This is a genomic window from Pseudomonas sp. X4 (genome assembly GCF_040784925.1).
GTDB classification, from domain to species: Bacteria; Pseudomonadota; Gammaproteobacteria; order Pseudomonadales; family Pseudomonadaceae; genus Aquipseudomonas; species Aquipseudomonas putida_Z.
In genome coordinates, this window is record NZ_CP160798.1 from 2,186,825 (window position 1) to 2,203,257 (window position 16,433).

Genomic DNA, 16,433 nt, shown 5'->3' on the forward strand with positions numbered 1-16,433 from the left:
GCTAAGGTCATAAACCAAAGGGGCCGCCCTGCGGCCCATCGCCGGCAAGCCAGCTCCCACCCCGACCGCATAGACCTCAAGCCATGCGCTGCCCCTGTGGGAGCTGGCTTGCCGGCGATGGGCTGCGAAGCAGACCCAGTCATGGATTTGACTGATATCAACACGCCGCGCGCGGCCACAGGCCATGATGCAGTGTGCATGACCGCAAGGATGCAGACCGATGAACCGATACGCCCCCAAGATCTTCGCCACCGCGCTGATCGCCCTACTCGCAACAGCCGGTGGGCTGGGGTACTGGAAGTCGCTCCACGACCAGCTGCCCGAAGGCCTGAGCATGGGCAACGGCCGCCTGGAAGCCACCGAAGTGCAGATCGCCAGTAAAATTCCCGGCCGCCTGGCCGAAGTGCTGGTCGACGAAGGTGACAAGGTAACTCGCGGCCAGCTGCTGGCGCGCATCGACACCCGTACCATGGAAGCCCAGCGCAGCCAGGCCGAAGCCGAAGTGCTGCGCACCCGGGAAAACTACGCCGCCGCCCAGGCCAGCGTGCAGCTGCGCCAGAGCGAACTGCTGCTGGCCAGCCAAGAGCTCAAGCGCGTGCGCGAGATCTTCCAGCGCAAATACGCCAGCCAGCAGTTGCTCGACCAACAGCAGGCGCGCTTCGACACGGCCAACGCCGCCGTAGTCGCCGCCCGCGCCCAACTGGCGGCGATCAAGGCCGCCATAGGCGCCGCCGAGGCCCAGGTGGCGCAGCTCACCAGCGAAATCGACGACAGCAGCCTGCGCGCACCGATCGACGGCATCATCCAGCTGCGCCTGGCCGAGCCCGGTGAAGTGTTGGGTGCCGGCGGCCGCGTACTGATGCTGATCGACCCCAGCGACCAGTACATGAACCTCTACCTGCCCGCCTCCACCAGCGGCCGGCTGACCGTCGGCGACCAGGCGCGGATCGTGCTTGACGCCCTGCCCGAGCGGGCGCTGCCGGCGAAGGTGGCCTTTGTCGCGGCCAAGGCCCAGTTCACCCCCAAGCAGGTGGAAACCCGCGACGAGCGGCAGAAGCTGGTGTTCCGGGTCAAGTTGCGCCTGACCGACCCGGGCGCCGTACCGCAGGCCAAGCCGGGCATGCCAGGCGCCGGCTATGTACGCACGGCTGAGGTGGACTGGCCGGCCAACCTGCAATGAACGCCCCGGCACTGCTGGCCGAGGGTATCAGCCATCGCTACGGCGACCTGGTGGCCCTGCACCCCCTCGGGTTCAGCCTGCCGGCGGGCACCCGCTGCGCGCTGATCGGCCCTGACGGGGCTGGCAAATCGACCCTGCTGGGGCTGATCGCCGGCGTCAAGCGCCTGCAACAGGGCGAACTGCAGGTGCTGGGTGGCTCGATCCGCCAGCGGCGCCATCGCGCGGCGCTGTACCCGAAAGTGGCGTTCATGCCGCAGGGGCTGGGCAACAACCTGTATCCGGAGCTATCGATCAGCGAGAACATCCGCTTTTTCGCCACCCTGTTCGGCCTTGGCCGCCGCGAATGCGAACAGCGCATGGCCAACCTGCTGCAGGCCACCGACCTGCTGCGCTTCGCCGAGCGCCCGGCGGGCAAGCTGTCGGGCGGCATGAAACAGAAGCTGGGCCTGTGCTGCGCGCTGATCCACGAGCCGGACCTGCTGATCCTCGACGAACCGACCACCGGCGTCGACCCACTGTCACGGCGGCGTTTCTGGGAGCTGGTCGAACAGGTGCGCGCGCAACGCCCGCAACTGACCCTGCTGGTGGCCACCGCCTACATGGAGGAGGCCGAACAGTTCGAGCATTGCCTGATGCTCGATGGCGGCCGCCTGCTGGCCGCCGGCCCCAGCCATGAGCTGGCCGCAGTCACCCCCAGCGGCAAGCTGGACGACGCCTTCACCCATTACCAAGGCGCGGGCAAGGCACAACACCCTCCGCTCATCATTCCACCGCGCCCGGCCACTGACACCTCGGTCGCCATCGAGGCCCACGACCTGACCCTGCGCTTTGGCGATTTCACGGCAGTGAACAAGGTCAGCTTCGCCATTGGCCGCGGGGAGATCTTCGGCTTTCTGGGCTCCAACGGCTGCGGCAAGACCACCACCATGAAAGTGCTCACCGGCCTGATGCCGGCCAGCGAAGGCAGCGCCAGCCTGCTCGGCCGCCCGGTGGATGCCAGCGACCTGGCCACGCGCAAGCGGGTCGGTTTCATGTCGCAGAGTTTTTCGCTGTATGGCGAGCTCAGCACCCGGCAGAACCTGACCCTGCATGCCCGCCTGTTCGACCTGCCCAAGGCCGAGAGCGCCCAGCGTATCGACCAACTGATCGAGCGCTTCGACCTGGGTGCCATCGCCGACCAGCCATCCGGCGCCCTGCCCCTCGGCCTGCGCCAGCGCCTGTCACTGGCGGTGGCGGTGCTGCACCGCCCGGAAGTGCTGATCCTCGACGAACCCACCTCCGGCGTCGACCCGGCTGCCCGTGACGACTTCTGGCGCCTGCTGGTGGAGCTGTCACGCGAGCAGGGCGTGACCATTTTCCTTTCTACCCACTTCATGAACGAAGCTCAACGCTGCGACCGCATCTCGCTGATGCATGCAGGCCGGGTGCTGGCCTGCGACACGCCGGGAGCCCTGCAACGCCAGTACCAGGGCAACACCCTGGAAGATGCGTTCGTACGCTGCCTGGAACAGGCCCAGGAACTGGCGCCGCAAGCCACCGACAACGCCGTGCTGGAACAGGCCGCCACGCCTGCGCCGGCGCTGCGCCAGGGTTTCAGCCTGCGTCGCCTGCTGGCGGTGGCCAGCCGTGAGGGCAAGGAGCTGCTGCGCGACAAGGTACGCCTGGCCTTCGCCCTGCTGGGGGCGGTGTTCATGATGGTGATCTTCGGCTATGGCATTTCGCTGGATGTGGAAAACCTCGCCTTCGCCGTACACGACCAGGACCAGAGCCCGCAAAGCCGGGCCTATCTGGAAGCCTTCCGTGGTTCACGCTATTTCGCCGAACAGGCGCCCATCCGCGATACCCGCGAAATGCACCAGCGCCTGCAGCGCTCGGAAATCAAACTGGCGCTGGAAATCCCACCCGGCTTTGGCCGCGACCTGTACGCCGGGCGTCAACCGGTGGTGGCTGCCTGGCTCGATGGCGGCATGCCGTTCCGCGCGGAAACCAGCCGCAACTACGTGGAAACCGTGCATCAGGCCAACCTCGAGCAACTGGCCAAGGCCAGCCCACAGCCGCAGCCGCGCCAGGACCTGGTGCGCCTGGAAACCCGTTTTCGCTACAACCAGGATGTGGTCAGCGTGAACGCCATCGGCCCGGGGGTAATGGCGCTGATCCTGGCCTTCATTCCGGCCATGCTCACCGCGCTGGGTATCGTCCGCGAGAAAGAGCTCGGCTCCATCACCAACTTCTACGCCACACCCCTCACCCGCCTGGAGTTTCTGCTCGGCAAGCAGATGCCCTATCTGGCCGTGAGCCTGGTCAACCTGGCGCTGCTGGTGGCGATGAACCGCTGGCTGTTCGGCGTGCCGCTCAAGGGCAGCGTGCTGGCCCTGGCCTGTGGTGGCGTCGCTTACCTGCTGGCGACCACCAGCCTGGGCCTGCTGATCTCGGCCTTCACCCGCACACAGATCGCCGCCATCCTGGGCACCATGATCATCACCAGCCTGCCGACCATCCAGTTCTCCGGGCTGATCGTGCCACGCTCGTCGCTGGACGGCGCGGCGGCGGTGATGGGCCAGCTGTTCCCGGCGGGCTACTTCCTCGACATCGCGGTCGGCACCTTCACCAAGGCGCTGGGCCTGCGCGAACTGTGGCCGCAGTGCCTGATCCTGCTCAGCTTCTTTGTCGTGTTCACCGGCCTGAGCCTGGCCATGCTGAAGAAGCAGGAGGCCTGAGATGTCGCGCCTGAACCACACCCTGCGCCTGGGCCTGAAAGAGCTGACCAGCCTGCGCCATGACAGCGTGCTGCTGTTGTTCCTGCTGTATGCCTTCAGCGTGGCCATCTACATGCCCGCAGCCGGCTCGGTGATCGGCGTGCACAACGCCAGCGTCGCGGTGGTGGACGAAGACCACAGCCTGCTGTCACGCAAGCTCGGCGAAGCCCTGCAACCACCCGAATTCCAGCCCGCCGTGCCGCTAGCCCCGGGGCGCCTGGACCAGGCCATGGACAGTGGCCAGTACACCTTCGTGATCAACGTGCCGGTGAATTTCCAGAGCGACCTGCTGGCCGGACGATCGCCGGAACTACAGATCAATGTCGACGCCACGGCCATGAGTCAGGCGTTCATGGGGGCCGGCTATATCGGCCGTATCTTCGAACGCGAGTTGCTCGACTACAGCCAGCGCAACAACACGCAGAGCCCGGTGGCAATCAACGCCAAGGCCCTGTTCAACCCCAACCTGGAGGGTGGCTGGTTCCTGGCGGTGATCCAGATCGTCAACAACATCACCATCCTGGCGATCATCCTCACCGGCACCGCGTTGCTGCGCGAGCGCGAGCACGGCACCCTCGACCACCTGCTGGTGCTGCCGCTGACCGCGCTGGAAATCATGCTGGCAAAAATCGCCAGCAACGCGCTGGTGGTGGTGATCTGCACCTGGATTTCGCTGGTGGTGGTGGTCAAGGGCGCGCTTGGCGTGCCGCTCTCCGGTTCGATGGGCCTGTTCCTGGCCGTGACCGCGCTGTACCTGTTCGCCAGTACCGCACTGGGCATCTTCCTCGCCACCCTGGCGCGCTCGACGCCACAATTCGGCCTGCTGGCAATCCCGGTGATCATCCCGATGCTGTTGCTGTCCGGCGGCAGCACACCGCTGGACAGCATGCCGCAGTGGCTGCAGTGGGTGATGCAGGGGTCGCCGTCGACGCACTTTGTCAGCCTTGGCGCCGCAATCCTGTTCCGTGATGCCGGCTGGACGGTGGTGTGGCCGGACATCCTGGCGCTGGCCGTGATCGGGCTGGTGTTCTTCGGCGTGGCGCTGGCGCGGTTTCGCCGAAGCCTGGCGTCTTGATCCGCGCATACCCGGCTCAAAATCTGAAAGATTGCGCGATTCCTGTGGGAGCGGCTTTACCCGCGAACACCGGCGCAGCCGGTGCCATGCACCGCGTTGGATTCTTCGCGGCTAAAGCCGCTCCCACAGGGATCGCGCCACAGTGCGGATTGCGCTGTTCCTGAGAGAGCCGGCTTGCCGGTCACTGCACGATCAGGTTGTTGAACAGCAGGTCTTCGACGATCGGTTTGCCCTCTTCGGCTTCCATCACCTGCTGCACCTGTTTCAGCGCTTCCTGGCGAAGGTGCTCCTTGGCTTCGACGTTGCTCATGCTGTCCACCGACTGTTGGGTGAACAGCGCCACCAGCTGGTTGCGGATCAGCGGCTCGTGGTGCTTCACCGCCTTGGCAGCTTCGTCGCCGGTCACGCGCAGGGCCACGTCGGCTTTGTACACGCGCAGCCGCGGGCTGCCGTCGAGGGCGTAGTTGCCGACAAAGGGCGGGCTCAGGCTGATGTAGGCGACTTTCGGCGCCCCTTCCTTGGCTTCCTCGGCCATGGCCGCAGCCGGCAGCAGCAGCGCCAGCACCATCAAGATCCACGCTTTCACGAATTTGCTCCTCAATACAGTTGGCGCCAGCTTACCCAGCATGCCGCTCAAACCCAAGCCTGGGCTTGTGCCGCCACTTATGCCTGCACATCAGGGCGCCCCATGCTCGTTGACCGGGCAGGCGGCCCTCCTACACTTATCGGCCACGACCCGCAAAGGAATAGCCCCGATGAAAGCTGTGTTGTGCAAAACCCTGGGCCCGGCGCGCGACCTGGTGCTGGAAGAGGTGGCCAGCCCGGTGCCGAAGAAAAACGAGATCCTGCTGGATGTGCAGGCCGCCGGGGTCAACTTCCCCGACACCCTGATCATCGAAGGCAAGTACCAGTTCCAGCCACCGTTGCCGTTCTCCCCCGGCGGCGAGGCAGCGGGCGTGGTGGCCGCCGTCGGGGAAAAGGCCGGCGCATTCAAGGCCGGCGACCGGGTCATGGCGCTGACCGGCTGGGGTGCATTCGCCGAGCAGGTGGCGGTGCCGTTCTACAATGTGCTGCCGATCCCGCCGAGCATGGACTTCACCACCGCAGCGGCATTCGGCATGACCTACGGCACCTCCATGCACGCCCTGCGCCAGCGCGGCCAGTTGCAGGCGGGCGAGACCCTGCTGGTGCTGGGCGCGTCCGGCGGGGTCGGCCTGGCGGCGGTGGAGATCGGCAAGGCCATGGGTGCGCGGGTGATCGCGGCCGCCAGCAGTGCGGAAAAACTGGCCGTGGCCAAGGCAGCCGGCGCGGATGAACTGATCGACTACAGCCAGGCCAGCCTGCGTGATGAGATCAAGCGCCTGACCGGCGGCCAGGGCGTGGACGTGATCTACGACCCGGTGGGTGGCGAGTTGTTCGAGCAGGCAGTGCGCGGGCTGGCCTGGAATGGCCGGTTGCTGGTGGTGGGTTTTGCCAGCGGGACCATCCCGCAGCTGGCGGGCAACCTGGTGCTCCTCAAGGGCGCGGCGGTGCTCGGGGTATTCTGGGGGGCGTTTGCCCAGCGTCAGCCGGAGGACAATGCGGCCAACTTCCGGCAGCTGTTTGCATGGCATGCCGAAGGCAAGTTGAAGCCGCTGGTGTCGCAGACTTATCCACTGGCAGAGGCAGGGGCTGCCATTGAAAAGTTGGGGCAGCGTCAGGCTGTGGGTAAGTTGGTGGTGCTGGCCAGGTAAGGATTGAGAAATCTGTTGCCTGTCAGGGCCCTATCGCCGGCAAGCCAGCTCCCACAGGATCTCCACAGTTTCCAAGGCCAGTGGAGTACCTGTGGGAGCCGGCTTGCCGGCGATAGGGCCCTGACAGACTGATCAAACTTCGCGCAGGTTATGGCAGCGCCTGAACCGCGCCTCCAGGTTGCGATCGGGCATCTGGTGGCTGCGCAGGGCATTCAAGGTCTGTTCGACATAATCACGCGTGGTGCCATAGCGCCCCTTGGCACTGGCCAGGATCTGGCTGAGCAGGGTGTCCGGCAGGTTCCCGGCATAGCACGGCAAATGCCGCTCCAGCACGAAGCCCAAGGCCTGCACCTTGCTGCCATCACCCAACCGGCAACTGAGCCAGTGCGGCCGGTACGCCGGGTACGGCATCTCGCGCTGCCACAAGGCCATCAGCGACTCGTCCAGGCTGCTTTCATCCAGCCGGTAGGCAAAACCACTGCAGGAGCCACCACGGTCCAGGCCGAACACCAGCCCGGGGGTTTCCGGGGTGCCGCGGTGTTCGTGCGACCACAGGTACAAGCCACGGTGGTAACCATGTACCCGCGCGCGTTGGCGTTCCACCGAGTTGCACTCCGGCCGCCAGATCAACGAACCATAGGCGAACAGCCACACCGGCCCACCCTGATGGCGAGACATGGTTGTCTTCATGGAATTGAACAACTGTTCGCGAGTATGTTGCTGACCGAAGTCGAGTGTCGGTGGATATGAAACTTCCCAGGACATACTTTCAAGTGCCGACATAAGCTGCCGCCATTATCCCTGTGAACTACGGATGTAGCGAGATTCGATTACGATGCGCCCCCAGCCTCTGTACCAAGGGCGCTTGCAGTAACCATAGGACAGAAGTGCAGGAATACTCAAGCCCTCGCGCCAGAGTTTCATCCGCGCTCCCGACGACTGGAAAGTACTGTTTCGGCAACTGTGAAAGTTATTAGCCAAGGCGGTAACAATTACCGCCTTATACCCATACTTTCAAACTTCGGTTATTAGCCGCGTGGTGCGTAGGCAAACACATCGGCGCGCATGCGGTGCGCATCCATGCCGGCTTCGACCAGGGCGTCGAGCGTGGCATAGATCATGTTCGGCGAGCCGCTGGCATATACATGCACGCTGTTGAGGTCGGTGATGTCCTCGCAGACCGCCTCATGCAGCATGCCGCAACGGCCTTCCCAACCGCACAGGTCGCTGACCACCTGATGCAGGAACAGGTTGGGCAGGCGCTGCCATTCGTCCCAGTGCTCGATCTGGTAGAAGTCCTCGGGCCGGCGCACGCCCCAGTACAGGTGCACCGGGTGCTTGAAACCCTGAGCCCGGCAATGCTCGACCAGGCTGTGCATCTGGCCCATGCCGGTACCAGCAGCGATCAGCACCAGCGGCCCGTCGGGCAACTCGGCCAGGTGGGTGTCACCGAACGGCATTTCGATGCGCGCCAGGCCGTCGCGCTTGAGCTGCTCGATAAGTTGCACCGCACTGGGCTCGCGCGCCAGCACATGCAGCTCCAGCTCGCGCCCGGCATGGGGTGCGGAAGCCAGCGAAAACGCCGCCTGCTTGCCGCCTTCGCGCTCGATCATCAGGTACTGCCCCGCGTGGTAGCGCGGCGGCCTGCCAGCCGGCGCGCGCAACCGCACGCGCCAGACGTCGCCACCGACCTCGACGCACTCACTGACACTGCACGCCAGTTTGCGCACCGGCAACTCGCCCAGGGCGAGCACACCATCCCAGAGCAACACGCAGTCCTCCAGCGGTTCGGCAATGCAGGTGAACAGCTCGCCATGGTCGCGGACTTCACCGTCCTGGCGTACCCGGCCTTCGACCAACAACGCGGCGCAGACATGGCAATTGCCATTGCGGCAGCTATTCGGGCAGTCATAGCCCAGCCGCCGCGCTCCATCCAGGATCCGTTCCCCGGGTTCGAGCGCCAGCACCGCCCCGGACGGCTGCAACGTTACCTGCATCAATCTATTCCCAACTGATCCCACAGCTCATCGATACGGCGGGTGACGGCTTCGTCCTTGACGATGACCCGTCCCCATTCGCGTGTAGTCTCGCCCGGCCACTTGTGCGTGGCGTCCAGGCCCATCTTCGACCCCAACCCGGATACCGGCGACGCGAAGTCCAGGTAGTCGATCGGGGTGTTGTCGATCATCACCGTATCACGCTTGGGGTCCATGCGTGTGGTGATGGCCCAGATCACATCGTTCCAGTCACGGGCATTGATATCGTCATCGGTGACAATAACGAACTTGGTGTACATGAACTGTCGCAGGAACGACCACACACCCAGCATCACGCGCTTGGCGTGGCCCGGGTACTGCTTCTTCATGGTCACCACCGCCATGCGGTACGAGCAGCCTTCCGGCGGCAGGTAGAAATCGACGATTTCCGGGAACTGCTTCTGCAGGATCGGCACGAACACTTCGTTCAGCGCCACGCCGAGGATCGCCGGCTCATCTGGCGGGCGGCCGGTGTAGGTGCTGTGGTAGATCGGTTTCTGCCGGTGGGTGATGCGCTCGACGGTGAACACCGGGAAGCTGTCCACTTCGTTGTAGTAGCCGGTGTGGTCGCCGTACGGGCCTTCCGGGGCCATTTCGCCCGGGTGGATCACGCCCTCCAGGATGATTTCGGCGGTGGCCGGTACCTGCAGGTTGCTGCCCCGGCACTTGACCAGTTCGGTGCGGTTGCCGCGCAGCAGGCCGGCGAAGGCGTACTCGGAGAGGGTGTCCGGCACCGGGGTCACGGCGCCGAGGATGGTGGCCGGGTCAGCGCCCAGGGCCACGGCGACCGGGAACGGCTGGCCAGGGTTCTTCTCGCACCATTCGCGGTAGTCCAGGGCCCCGCCACGGTGGCTGAGCCAGCGCATGATGACCTTGTTGCGGCCGATCACCTGCTGGCGGTAGATGCCCAGGTTCTGGCGGTCCTTGTTCGGGCCGCGGGTGACGGTGAGGCCCCAGGTGATCAGCGGCGCCACGTCGCCCGGCCAGCAGTGCTGGATCGGCAGAGCGCCGAGGTCGACATCGTCCCCCTCGACCACCACTTCCTGACACACCGCGTCCTTGACCACTTTCGGCGCCATCGACACGACTTTCTTGAAGATCGGCAGCTTGGACCAGGCATCCTTCAGGCCCTTCGGCGGCTCAGGCTCCTTGAGGAAGGCCAGCAGCTTGCCGATTTCCCGCAGTTCATCGACCGACTCGGCGCCCATGCCCATGGCCACGCGCTCCGGGGTGCCGAACAGGTTGCCCAGCACCGGGATGTCGAAGCCGGTGGGCTTTTCGAACAGCAATGCAGGGCCCTTGGCACGCAGGGTGCGGTCGCAGACCTCGGTCATTTCCAGGACGGGGGAGATCGGAACCTGGATGCGCTTGAGCTCGCCGCGCTGTTCCAGGCCACGGATGAAGTCGCGCAAGTCGCGATACTGCATGCAGGAGCCTCGTGTTGGCCGTATCGGTCGGGGTGCAGAGTGTAGCGCCGTTCGGGCTTTGTTTGGGGGCAAAAATGCATTGGGGCCGCTTCGCGCCCCTTCGCGGGCACGCCCGCTCCCACAAGGATCACACTGAACCTGTGGGAGCGGGCGTGCCCGCGAAGGGCCGCAAAGCGGCCCCAATTACTGCCTGGCCTGAAACGCTTACTTGCGCTTCATCGACAGGAAGAACTCGTCGTTGGTCTTGGTCTGCTTGAGCTTGTCGACCAAAAACTCGATGGCGGCGATTTCGTCCATCGGGTGCAGCAGCTTGCGCAGGATCCACATGCGCTGCAGTTCGTCGTCGGCGGTCAGCAGCTCTTCGCGACGGGTACCGGAACGGTTGATGTTGATGGCCGGGAACACGCGCTTCTCGGCGATGCGGCGGTCCAGCGGCAGCTCCATGTTGCCGGTGCCCTTGAACTCTTCGTAGATCACTTCGTCCATCTTCGAGCCGGTTTCGACCAGCGCGGTGGCGATGATGGTCAGCGAACCGCCTTCCTCGATGTTACGCGCGGCACCGAAGAAGCGCTTCGGCTTCTCCAGGGCGTGGGCGTCGACACCACCGGTCAGTACCTTGCCGGAGCTCGGGATCACGGTGTTGTAGGCACGCGCCAGACGGGTGATGGAGTCCAGCAGGATGACCACATCCTTCTTGTGCTCGACCAGGCGTTTGGCCTTCTCGATCACCATTTCGGCAACCTGCACGTGGCGGGTTGGCGGCTCGTCGAAGGTGGAAGCAACCACTTCGCCGCGCACGGTGCGCTGCATTTCGGTCACTTCTTCCGGGCGCTCGTCGATCAGCAGGACGATCAGGTGGCACTCGGGGTTGTTGCGGGTGATGTTGGCCGCGATGTTCTGCAACATGATCGTCTTGCCCGCTTTCGGCGGAGCAACGATCAGGCCACGCTGGCCTTTGCCGATCGGGGCGCACAGGTCGATGACGCGGCCGGTCAGGTCTTCGGTGGAGCCGTTACCGGCTTCCATCTTCAGGCGCTTGTTCGGGAACAGCGGCGTCAGGTTTTCGAACAGGATCTTGTTCTTCGCGTTTTCCGGGCGGTCGAAGTTGATGGTGTCGACCTTCAGCAGGGCGAAGTAACGCTCCCCTTCCTTCGGCGGGCGGATCTTGCCGACGATGGTGTCACCGGTACGCAGGTTGAAGCGGCGGATCTGGCTGGGCGAGACGTAGATATCGTCAGGGCCGGCCAGGTAGGACGCATCAGCCGAACGCAGGAAACCGAAACCATCCTGGAGAATCTCCAGCACGCCGTCACCCGAGATCTCTTCGCCGCTTTTCGCGTGCTTCTTCAGCAGGGCGAAAATCACGTCCTGTTTGCGCGAACGGGCCATGTTTTCGATGCCCATCTGTTCGGCCATTTCCAAAAGATCGGTAATCGGCTTTTGCTTGAGTTCAGTCAGGTTCATAAGGGGAGTGACGTAATCATGTAAGAAGGGAGAATTAAGCTTCTGGCTTAATGAGGCCGCGCCGCTAGATGGCGACAGGATCGCGTACTGATTCGAATTAGGGATGCTTCGGCGACGGCGTGTAGAGGGCACTGGAGAAGCAGTGCGAGGCCGAATGTAACACTTGCTTTTTTCGACGTCTAGTGGTTTTGACCGGGTAAATCGTGCCATGTGGGAGCGGGTTTACCCGCGAAGGCGGCAGCGGGTTCGGCATCGAATTCGCGGGTAAACCCGCTCCCACAGGCCCTTCGGGCAAAGAAAAGCCCCGCATCTGCGGGGCTTTTTCACATCACAGGTGGGCGTCGAGGAACGCGGCCAGCTGCGATTTGGACAGGGCGCCGACCTTGGTGGCTTCGACGTTGCCGTTCTTGAACAGCATCAGCGTCGGGATACCACGCACGCCGTGCTTGGCCGGGGTTTCCTGGTTCTCGTCGATGTTCAGCTTGGCGACGGTCAGTTTGCCCTCGTAGGTAGCAGCGATGTCGTCCAGAACCGGAGCGATCATCTTGCATGGGCCGCACCATTCAGCCCAGTAGTCGACCAGCACCGGGCCTTGAGCCTGCAGTACGTCGGCTTCGAAGCTGGCGTCGGTGACGTGTTTGATTTTGTCGCTCATGGAAATCTCCAAGGTCGTAAGCAATAAAAAACGTTGCCCATCATAGCCGCACCCGTCTCCTACAGGAAGCCGCGGACGATTGAGTGTAACTATAGTTGTGCAAGACGCCACGAATCGAAACTGTCATACAAACGTCATAGCATCGAATGGCACATTGCCTTGCATCAAGGCCAGCTCAACGGCTATGTACCACGCGTTGGCGACAGCCTGCTATCGTGGCACGATTGCCGGGTTAACGACCGAGAACAACCAGATCATGCCGCAAACCATCGCGAAGAACCTGTCCCTGATCGCCGCCATCGACCTTGGCTCCAACAGCTTTCACATGGTCGTGGCCAAGGCCCACCATACCGAAATCCGCATTCTCGAGCGGCTCGGCGAGAAGGTTCAGCTGGCCGCTGGCATCGACGAAGAACGCAAGCTCAGTGAAGAGGCAATGGAACGAGGCCTGGATTGCCTCAAGCGCTTTTCCCAACTGATCAACGGCATGCCGGCAGGCTCGGTGCGCATCGTCGGTACCAACGCCTTGCGCGAAGCGCGCAACCGCAACGAATTCATCCAGCGCGCCGAAGCCATCCTTGGCCACCCGGTCGAAGTGATCTCCGGCCGTGAAGAAGCGCGCCTGATCTACCTGGGCGTGTCGCACACCCTGGCCGATACACCCGGCAAGCGCCTGGTGGCGGATATCGGCGGCGGCAGTACCGAGTTCATCATCGGCCAGCGCTTCGAGCCGCTGCTGCGCGAAAGCCTGCAGATGGGCTGCGTCAGTTTCACCCAGCGCTACTTCCGCGACGGCAAGATCACCCCGGCCCGCTACGCCCAGGCCTACACCGCCGCGCGCCTCGAGCTGATGAGCATCGAGAATGCCCTGCACCGCCTGACCTGGGACGAGGCCATCGGCTCGTCCGGTACCATTCGTGCCATCGGCGCCGCCATCAAGGCAGGCGGCCTGGGCAATGGCGAGGTCAACGCCGAGGGGCTGGCCTGGGTCAAGCGCAAGCTGTTCAAGCTTGGCGAGGTCGACAAGATCGACTTCGAAGGCGTCAAGCCGGACCGCCGCACCATCTTCCCGGCGGGCCTGGCGATTCTCGAAGCGATCTTCGATGCCCTGGAACTGCAGCGCATGGACCACTGCGACGGCGCCCTGCGCGAAGGCGTGCTGTTCGACCTGCTGGGCCGCCACCACCACGAAGACGTGCGCGAACGCACCCTGAACTCGCTGATGGAGCGCTACCACGTGGACCAGGGCCAGGCTGCGCGCGTCGAGCGCAAGGCATTGCACGCCTTCGACCAAGTGGCCGAAGCGTGGGACCTCAAAGACGGGAATTGGCGCGATCTGCTGGGCTGGGCGGCGAAAGTGCACGAAGTCGGCCTGGATATCGCCCACTATCACTACCACAAGCACGGTGCCTACCTGATCGAACACTCCGACCTGTCGGGCTTCTCCCGCGAGGACCAGCAGATGATGGCCTTGCTGGTGCGCGGCCACCGCCGCAACATCCCCAAGGACAAGATCGCCGAGCTGGGTGAGGAAGGGGTCAAGCTGCTGCGCCTGTGCGTGCTGCTGCGCTTCGCCATCCTGTTCCACCACATCCGTGGCAACCAGCAGATGCCGAAGGTCGAGCTCAAGGCTGCCGACAGCAGCCTCGATGTGGCCTTCCCTGAGGGCTGGCTGGAACAGAACCAGCTGACCCAGGCCGACTTCGCCAACGAGGCGGAGTGGCTGGCCCGGGTCGGCTTCGTCCTCAGCGTACGTTGAGGACCGGGTTGCTCAGGCGCTCCAGCAGGGTCGCCTGGGCACTGCGCGGGTTCTGGTTGCCGGTTGGCGTGCTGCGCACGTAGCGCCCGTCCGGCTGCAGGGTCCAGGCGTGGGTGTTGTCGGTCAGGTAGCCTTCCAGCTCCTTCTTCACCCGCAGCAACAGCTTCTTGCCTTCCACCGGGAAGCAGGTCTCGACACGCTTGTCGAGGTTGCGCTCCATCCAGTCGGCACTGGACAGGTAGATCTGCTCTTCGCCGCCATTGAGGAAGTAGAACACCCGCGTGTGCTCGAGGAAGCGGCCGATGATCGAGCGCACCTGGATGTTGTGCGAAACCCCCGGAATGCCTGGGCGCAGGCAGCACATGCCACGCACCACCAGGTCGATCTTCACGCCCGACTGGCTGGCCTTGTACAGCGCCTTGATGACCTTGGCGTCGGTCAGCGAGTTGAACTTGGCGATGATATGCGCCGGCTTGCCTTCGAGGGCGAACTGGGTTTCCCGCGCGATCATGTCGAGCATGCCCTTCTTCAGGGTGAACGGCGCGTGCAGCAGTTTCTTCATGCGCAGGGTCTTGCCCATGCCGATCAGCTGGCTGAACAGCTTGCCGACGTCCTCGGTGAGGGCGTCGTCGGAGGTCAGCAGGCTGTAGTCGGTGTACAGGCGGGCGTTGCCGGCGTGGTAGTTACCAGTGCCCAGGTGCGCATAACGCACGATCTCGCCCTGCTCGCGGCGCAGGATCAGCATCATCTTGGCGTGGGTCTTGAAGCCGACCACGCCGTAGATCACCACCGCACCGGCCGCTTGCAGGCGGCTGGCCATCTGCAGGTTGGACTCTTCGTCGAAGCGCGCCCGCAACTCGATCACCGCAGTGACCTCCTTGCCGTTACGCGCCGCGTCCACCAGCGCGTCGACGATTTCCGAGTTGGCCCCGGAACGGTACAGGGTCTGGCGCACGACAAGTACGTGCGGGTCCTTGGCGGCCTGCCGCAGCAAGTCGATCACCGGGGTGAAGGACTCGAACGGGTGCATCAGCAGGATGTCCTGCTTGCCGATCACGCTGAAGATGTTGTCGGCGTTCTGCAGCAGCTTGGGGATCGCCGGGGTGAACGGCGTGTACTGCAACTCTGGGTGGCTGTCCAGGCCGGTGATGCTGAACAGGCGGGTAAGGTTGACCGGGCCGTTGACCTGGTACAGCTCGCTTTCGCTGAGGCTGAACTGCTTGAGCAGGTAGTCCGACAGGTGTTTCGGGCAGGTGTCGGCCACCTCCAGGCGCACCGCGTCACCGTAGCGGCGCGAGAACAGCTCGCCGCGCAGGGCGCGGGCCAGGTCGTCGACCTCTTCGGAGTCCAGCGCCAGGTCGGCGTTACGGGTCAGGCGGAACTGATAGCAGCCCTTCACCTTCATGCCCTGGAACAGGTCGTCGGCGTGCGCATGGATCATCGACGACAGGAACACATAGTTGGCGCCCGGGCCACCCACCTCTTCCGGCACCCGGATGACCCGCGGCAGCAGGCGCGGGGCCGGGATGATCGCCAGGCCCGAATCGCGGCCGAAGGCGTCGACACCCTCGAGCTCGACGATGAAGTTGAGGCTCTTGTTCACCAGCAGCGGGAACGGGTGGGTCGGGTCGAGGCCGATCGGGGTGATGATCGGGGCGATTTCGTCGCGGAAGTAGCGGCGCACCCAGGTCTTGAGCTTGGGTGTCCAGTAACGCCGGCGGATGAAGCGGATATGGTGCTTTTCCAGCTCTGGCAGCAGCACGTCGTTGAGGATCGCGTACTGGCGCTCCACTTCGCTGTGCACCAGGTCGCTGATGCGTGCCAGCGCCTGGTGCGGCTGCAGGCCGTCGGCACCGGCCTGCTCACGGGCGAAGTTGATCTGCTTCTTCAGGCCGGCGACGCGGATCTCGAAGAACTCGTCGAGGTTGCTGGAGAAGATCAACAGGAACTTGAGGCGTTCGAGCAGCGGGTAGCTCTCGTCCAGCGCCTGTTCCAGCACACGGATATTGAACTGCAGCTGCGAGAGTTCGCGATGAATGTACAGGCTGCTGTCGTCCAGGCCTGGGATGATGATTGCAGGGGCCGGCGCGGGGGCCGGAGCCGCAGTTTCTGCCACCGGTTCCGCGGCAGGCAGGGGCGCCGGCGGCAGGTCTGGCGGGGTCTGCACCATCTCTTCGGGGAGCTCCTGAGCATCCTTGATCGCGACAGGGGTTAGCACTTCATTATTCATCTGGCGTTCCTGAGGACGTTAACGCCCTATCATCTATTGAGCGGCAAGATAAGCGCCCATTATGACGCCTGTGTTACATGCCAGGGCAAGCCATGGCGCGTGGCTTCTGGCATTCTCC

Annotated in this window: 12 protein-coding genes; 5 read left to right on the forward strand and 7 right to left on the reverse strand. The window is 64.1% G+C overall.

The features are described 5' to 3' along the window. Window positions 1–220: 220 nt before the first annotated feature. From ABX298_RS09610 to ABX298_RS09620, 3 genes are read left to right on the forward strand one after another with little or no spacing between them, the layout of a single operon-like run. Window positions 221–1,180 carry an HlyD family secretion protein gene (locus tag ABX298_RS09610; protein ID WP_367394345.1) on the forward strand — a complete coding sequence of 320 codons (960 nt, stop codon included), beginning with the start codon at window positions 221–223 and terminating at the stop codon, window positions 1,178–1,180. Beyond that, a complete protein-coding gene (gene rbbA, locus ABX298_RS09615) occupies window positions 1,177–3,897 on the forward strand; it encodes a ribosome-associated ATPase/putative transporter RbbA (protein ID WP_367394346.1) in 2,721 nt (906 codons plus the stop codon). The genes ABX298_RS09610 and rbbA overlap by 4 nt, the downstream gene beginning before the upstream one ends. 1 nt (window position 3,898) lies before the next feature. Then, window positions 3,899–5,011, forward strand: coding sequence for an ABC transporter permease (locus ABX298_RS09620; protein WP_085691481.1), 1,113 nt, complete (start codon window positions 3,899–3,901; stop codon window positions 5,009–5,011). Between the two features lie 181 nt (window positions 5,012–5,192). Here the strand turns inward: ABX298_RS09620 and ABX298_RS09625 are convergent, their stop codons facing one another. Next, the gene (locus ABX298_RS09625) at window positions 5,193–5,597 is read right to left on the reverse strand and encodes a flagellar basal body-associated protein FliL (RefSeq protein WP_025341058.1); all 405 of its coding nucleotides are present in this window, start codon (window positions 5,595–5,597) and stop codon (window positions 5,193–5,195) included. 169 nt (window positions 5,598–5,766) lie between these two features. Here ABX298_RS09625 and ABX298_RS09630 point away from each other — a divergent pair, with 169 nt between their 5' ends. Continuing rightward, entirely contained in the window at window positions 5,767–6,744 is a 978-nt protein-coding gene (locus tag ABX298_RS09630) for an NADPH:quinone oxidoreductase family protein (protein WP_367394347.1), read from the forward strand. A 132-nt stretch (window positions 6,745–6,876) separates the two neighbouring features. On the opposite strand, the gene ABX298_RS09635 is transcribed toward ABX298_RS09630, so the two are convergent. From ABX298_RS09635 to trxA, 5 genes are all read right to left on the reverse strand, one after another. After that, the gene (locus ABX298_RS09635; RefSeq protein WP_025341060.1) at window positions 6,877–7,527 is read right to left on the reverse strand and encodes a gamma-glutamylcyclotransferase; all 651 of its coding nucleotides are present in this window, start codon (window positions 7,525–7,527) and stop codon (window positions 6,877–6,879) included. Window positions 7,528–7,772: 245 nt separating this feature from the next. After that, on the reverse strand, window positions 7,773–8,741 hold the full coding sequence (locus tag ABX298_RS09640) for a CDP-6-deoxy-delta-3,4-glucoseen reductase (RefSeq protein ID WP_317408872.1): 969 nt from the start codon (window positions 8,739–8,741) through the stop codon (window positions 7,773–7,775). Continuing rightward, entirely contained in the window at window positions 8,741–10,207 is a 1,467-nt protein-coding gene (ubiD, locus tag ABX298_RS09645; RefSeq protein WP_025341062.1) for a 4-hydroxy-3-polyprenylbenzoate decarboxylase, read from the reverse strand. Before ubiD ends, ABX298_RS09640 begins: the two co-directional genes overlap by 1 nt. 204 nt (window positions 10,208–10,411) lie before the next feature. Beyond that, a complete protein-coding gene (rho, locus tag ABX298_RS09650) occupies window positions 10,412–11,671 on the reverse strand; it encodes a transcription termination factor Rho (protein ID WP_003253661.1) in 1,260 nt (419 codons plus the stop codon). Window positions 11,672–11,999: 328 nt separating this feature from the next. Next, on the reverse strand, window positions 12,000–12,326 hold the full coding sequence (trxA, locus tag ABX298_RS09655) for a thioredoxin TrxA (protein ID WP_012274768.1): 327 nt from the start codon (window positions 12,324–12,326) through the stop codon (window positions 12,000–12,002). Between the two features lie 256 nt (window positions 12,327–12,582). On the opposite strand from trxA, the gene ppx reads away from it, so the two are divergent. Beyond that, a complete protein-coding gene (gene ppx / locus ABX298_RS09660; RefSeq protein ID WP_367394348.1) occupies window positions 12,583–14,085 on the forward strand; it encodes an exopolyphosphatase in 1,503 nt (500 codons plus the stop codon). Here the strand turns inward: ppx and ppk1 are convergent. Beyond that, window positions 14,072–16,315 (reverse strand): polyphosphate kinase 1, encoded by a 2,244-nt coding sequence (gene ppk1, locus ABX298_RS09665; protein ID WP_367394349.1) that lies wholly within the window; start codon window positions 16,313–16,315, stop codon window positions 14,072–14,074. The two genes, ppx and ppk1, sit on opposite strands and share 14 nt — an antisense overlap. Window positions 16,316–16,433: the final 118 nt, after the last annotated feature.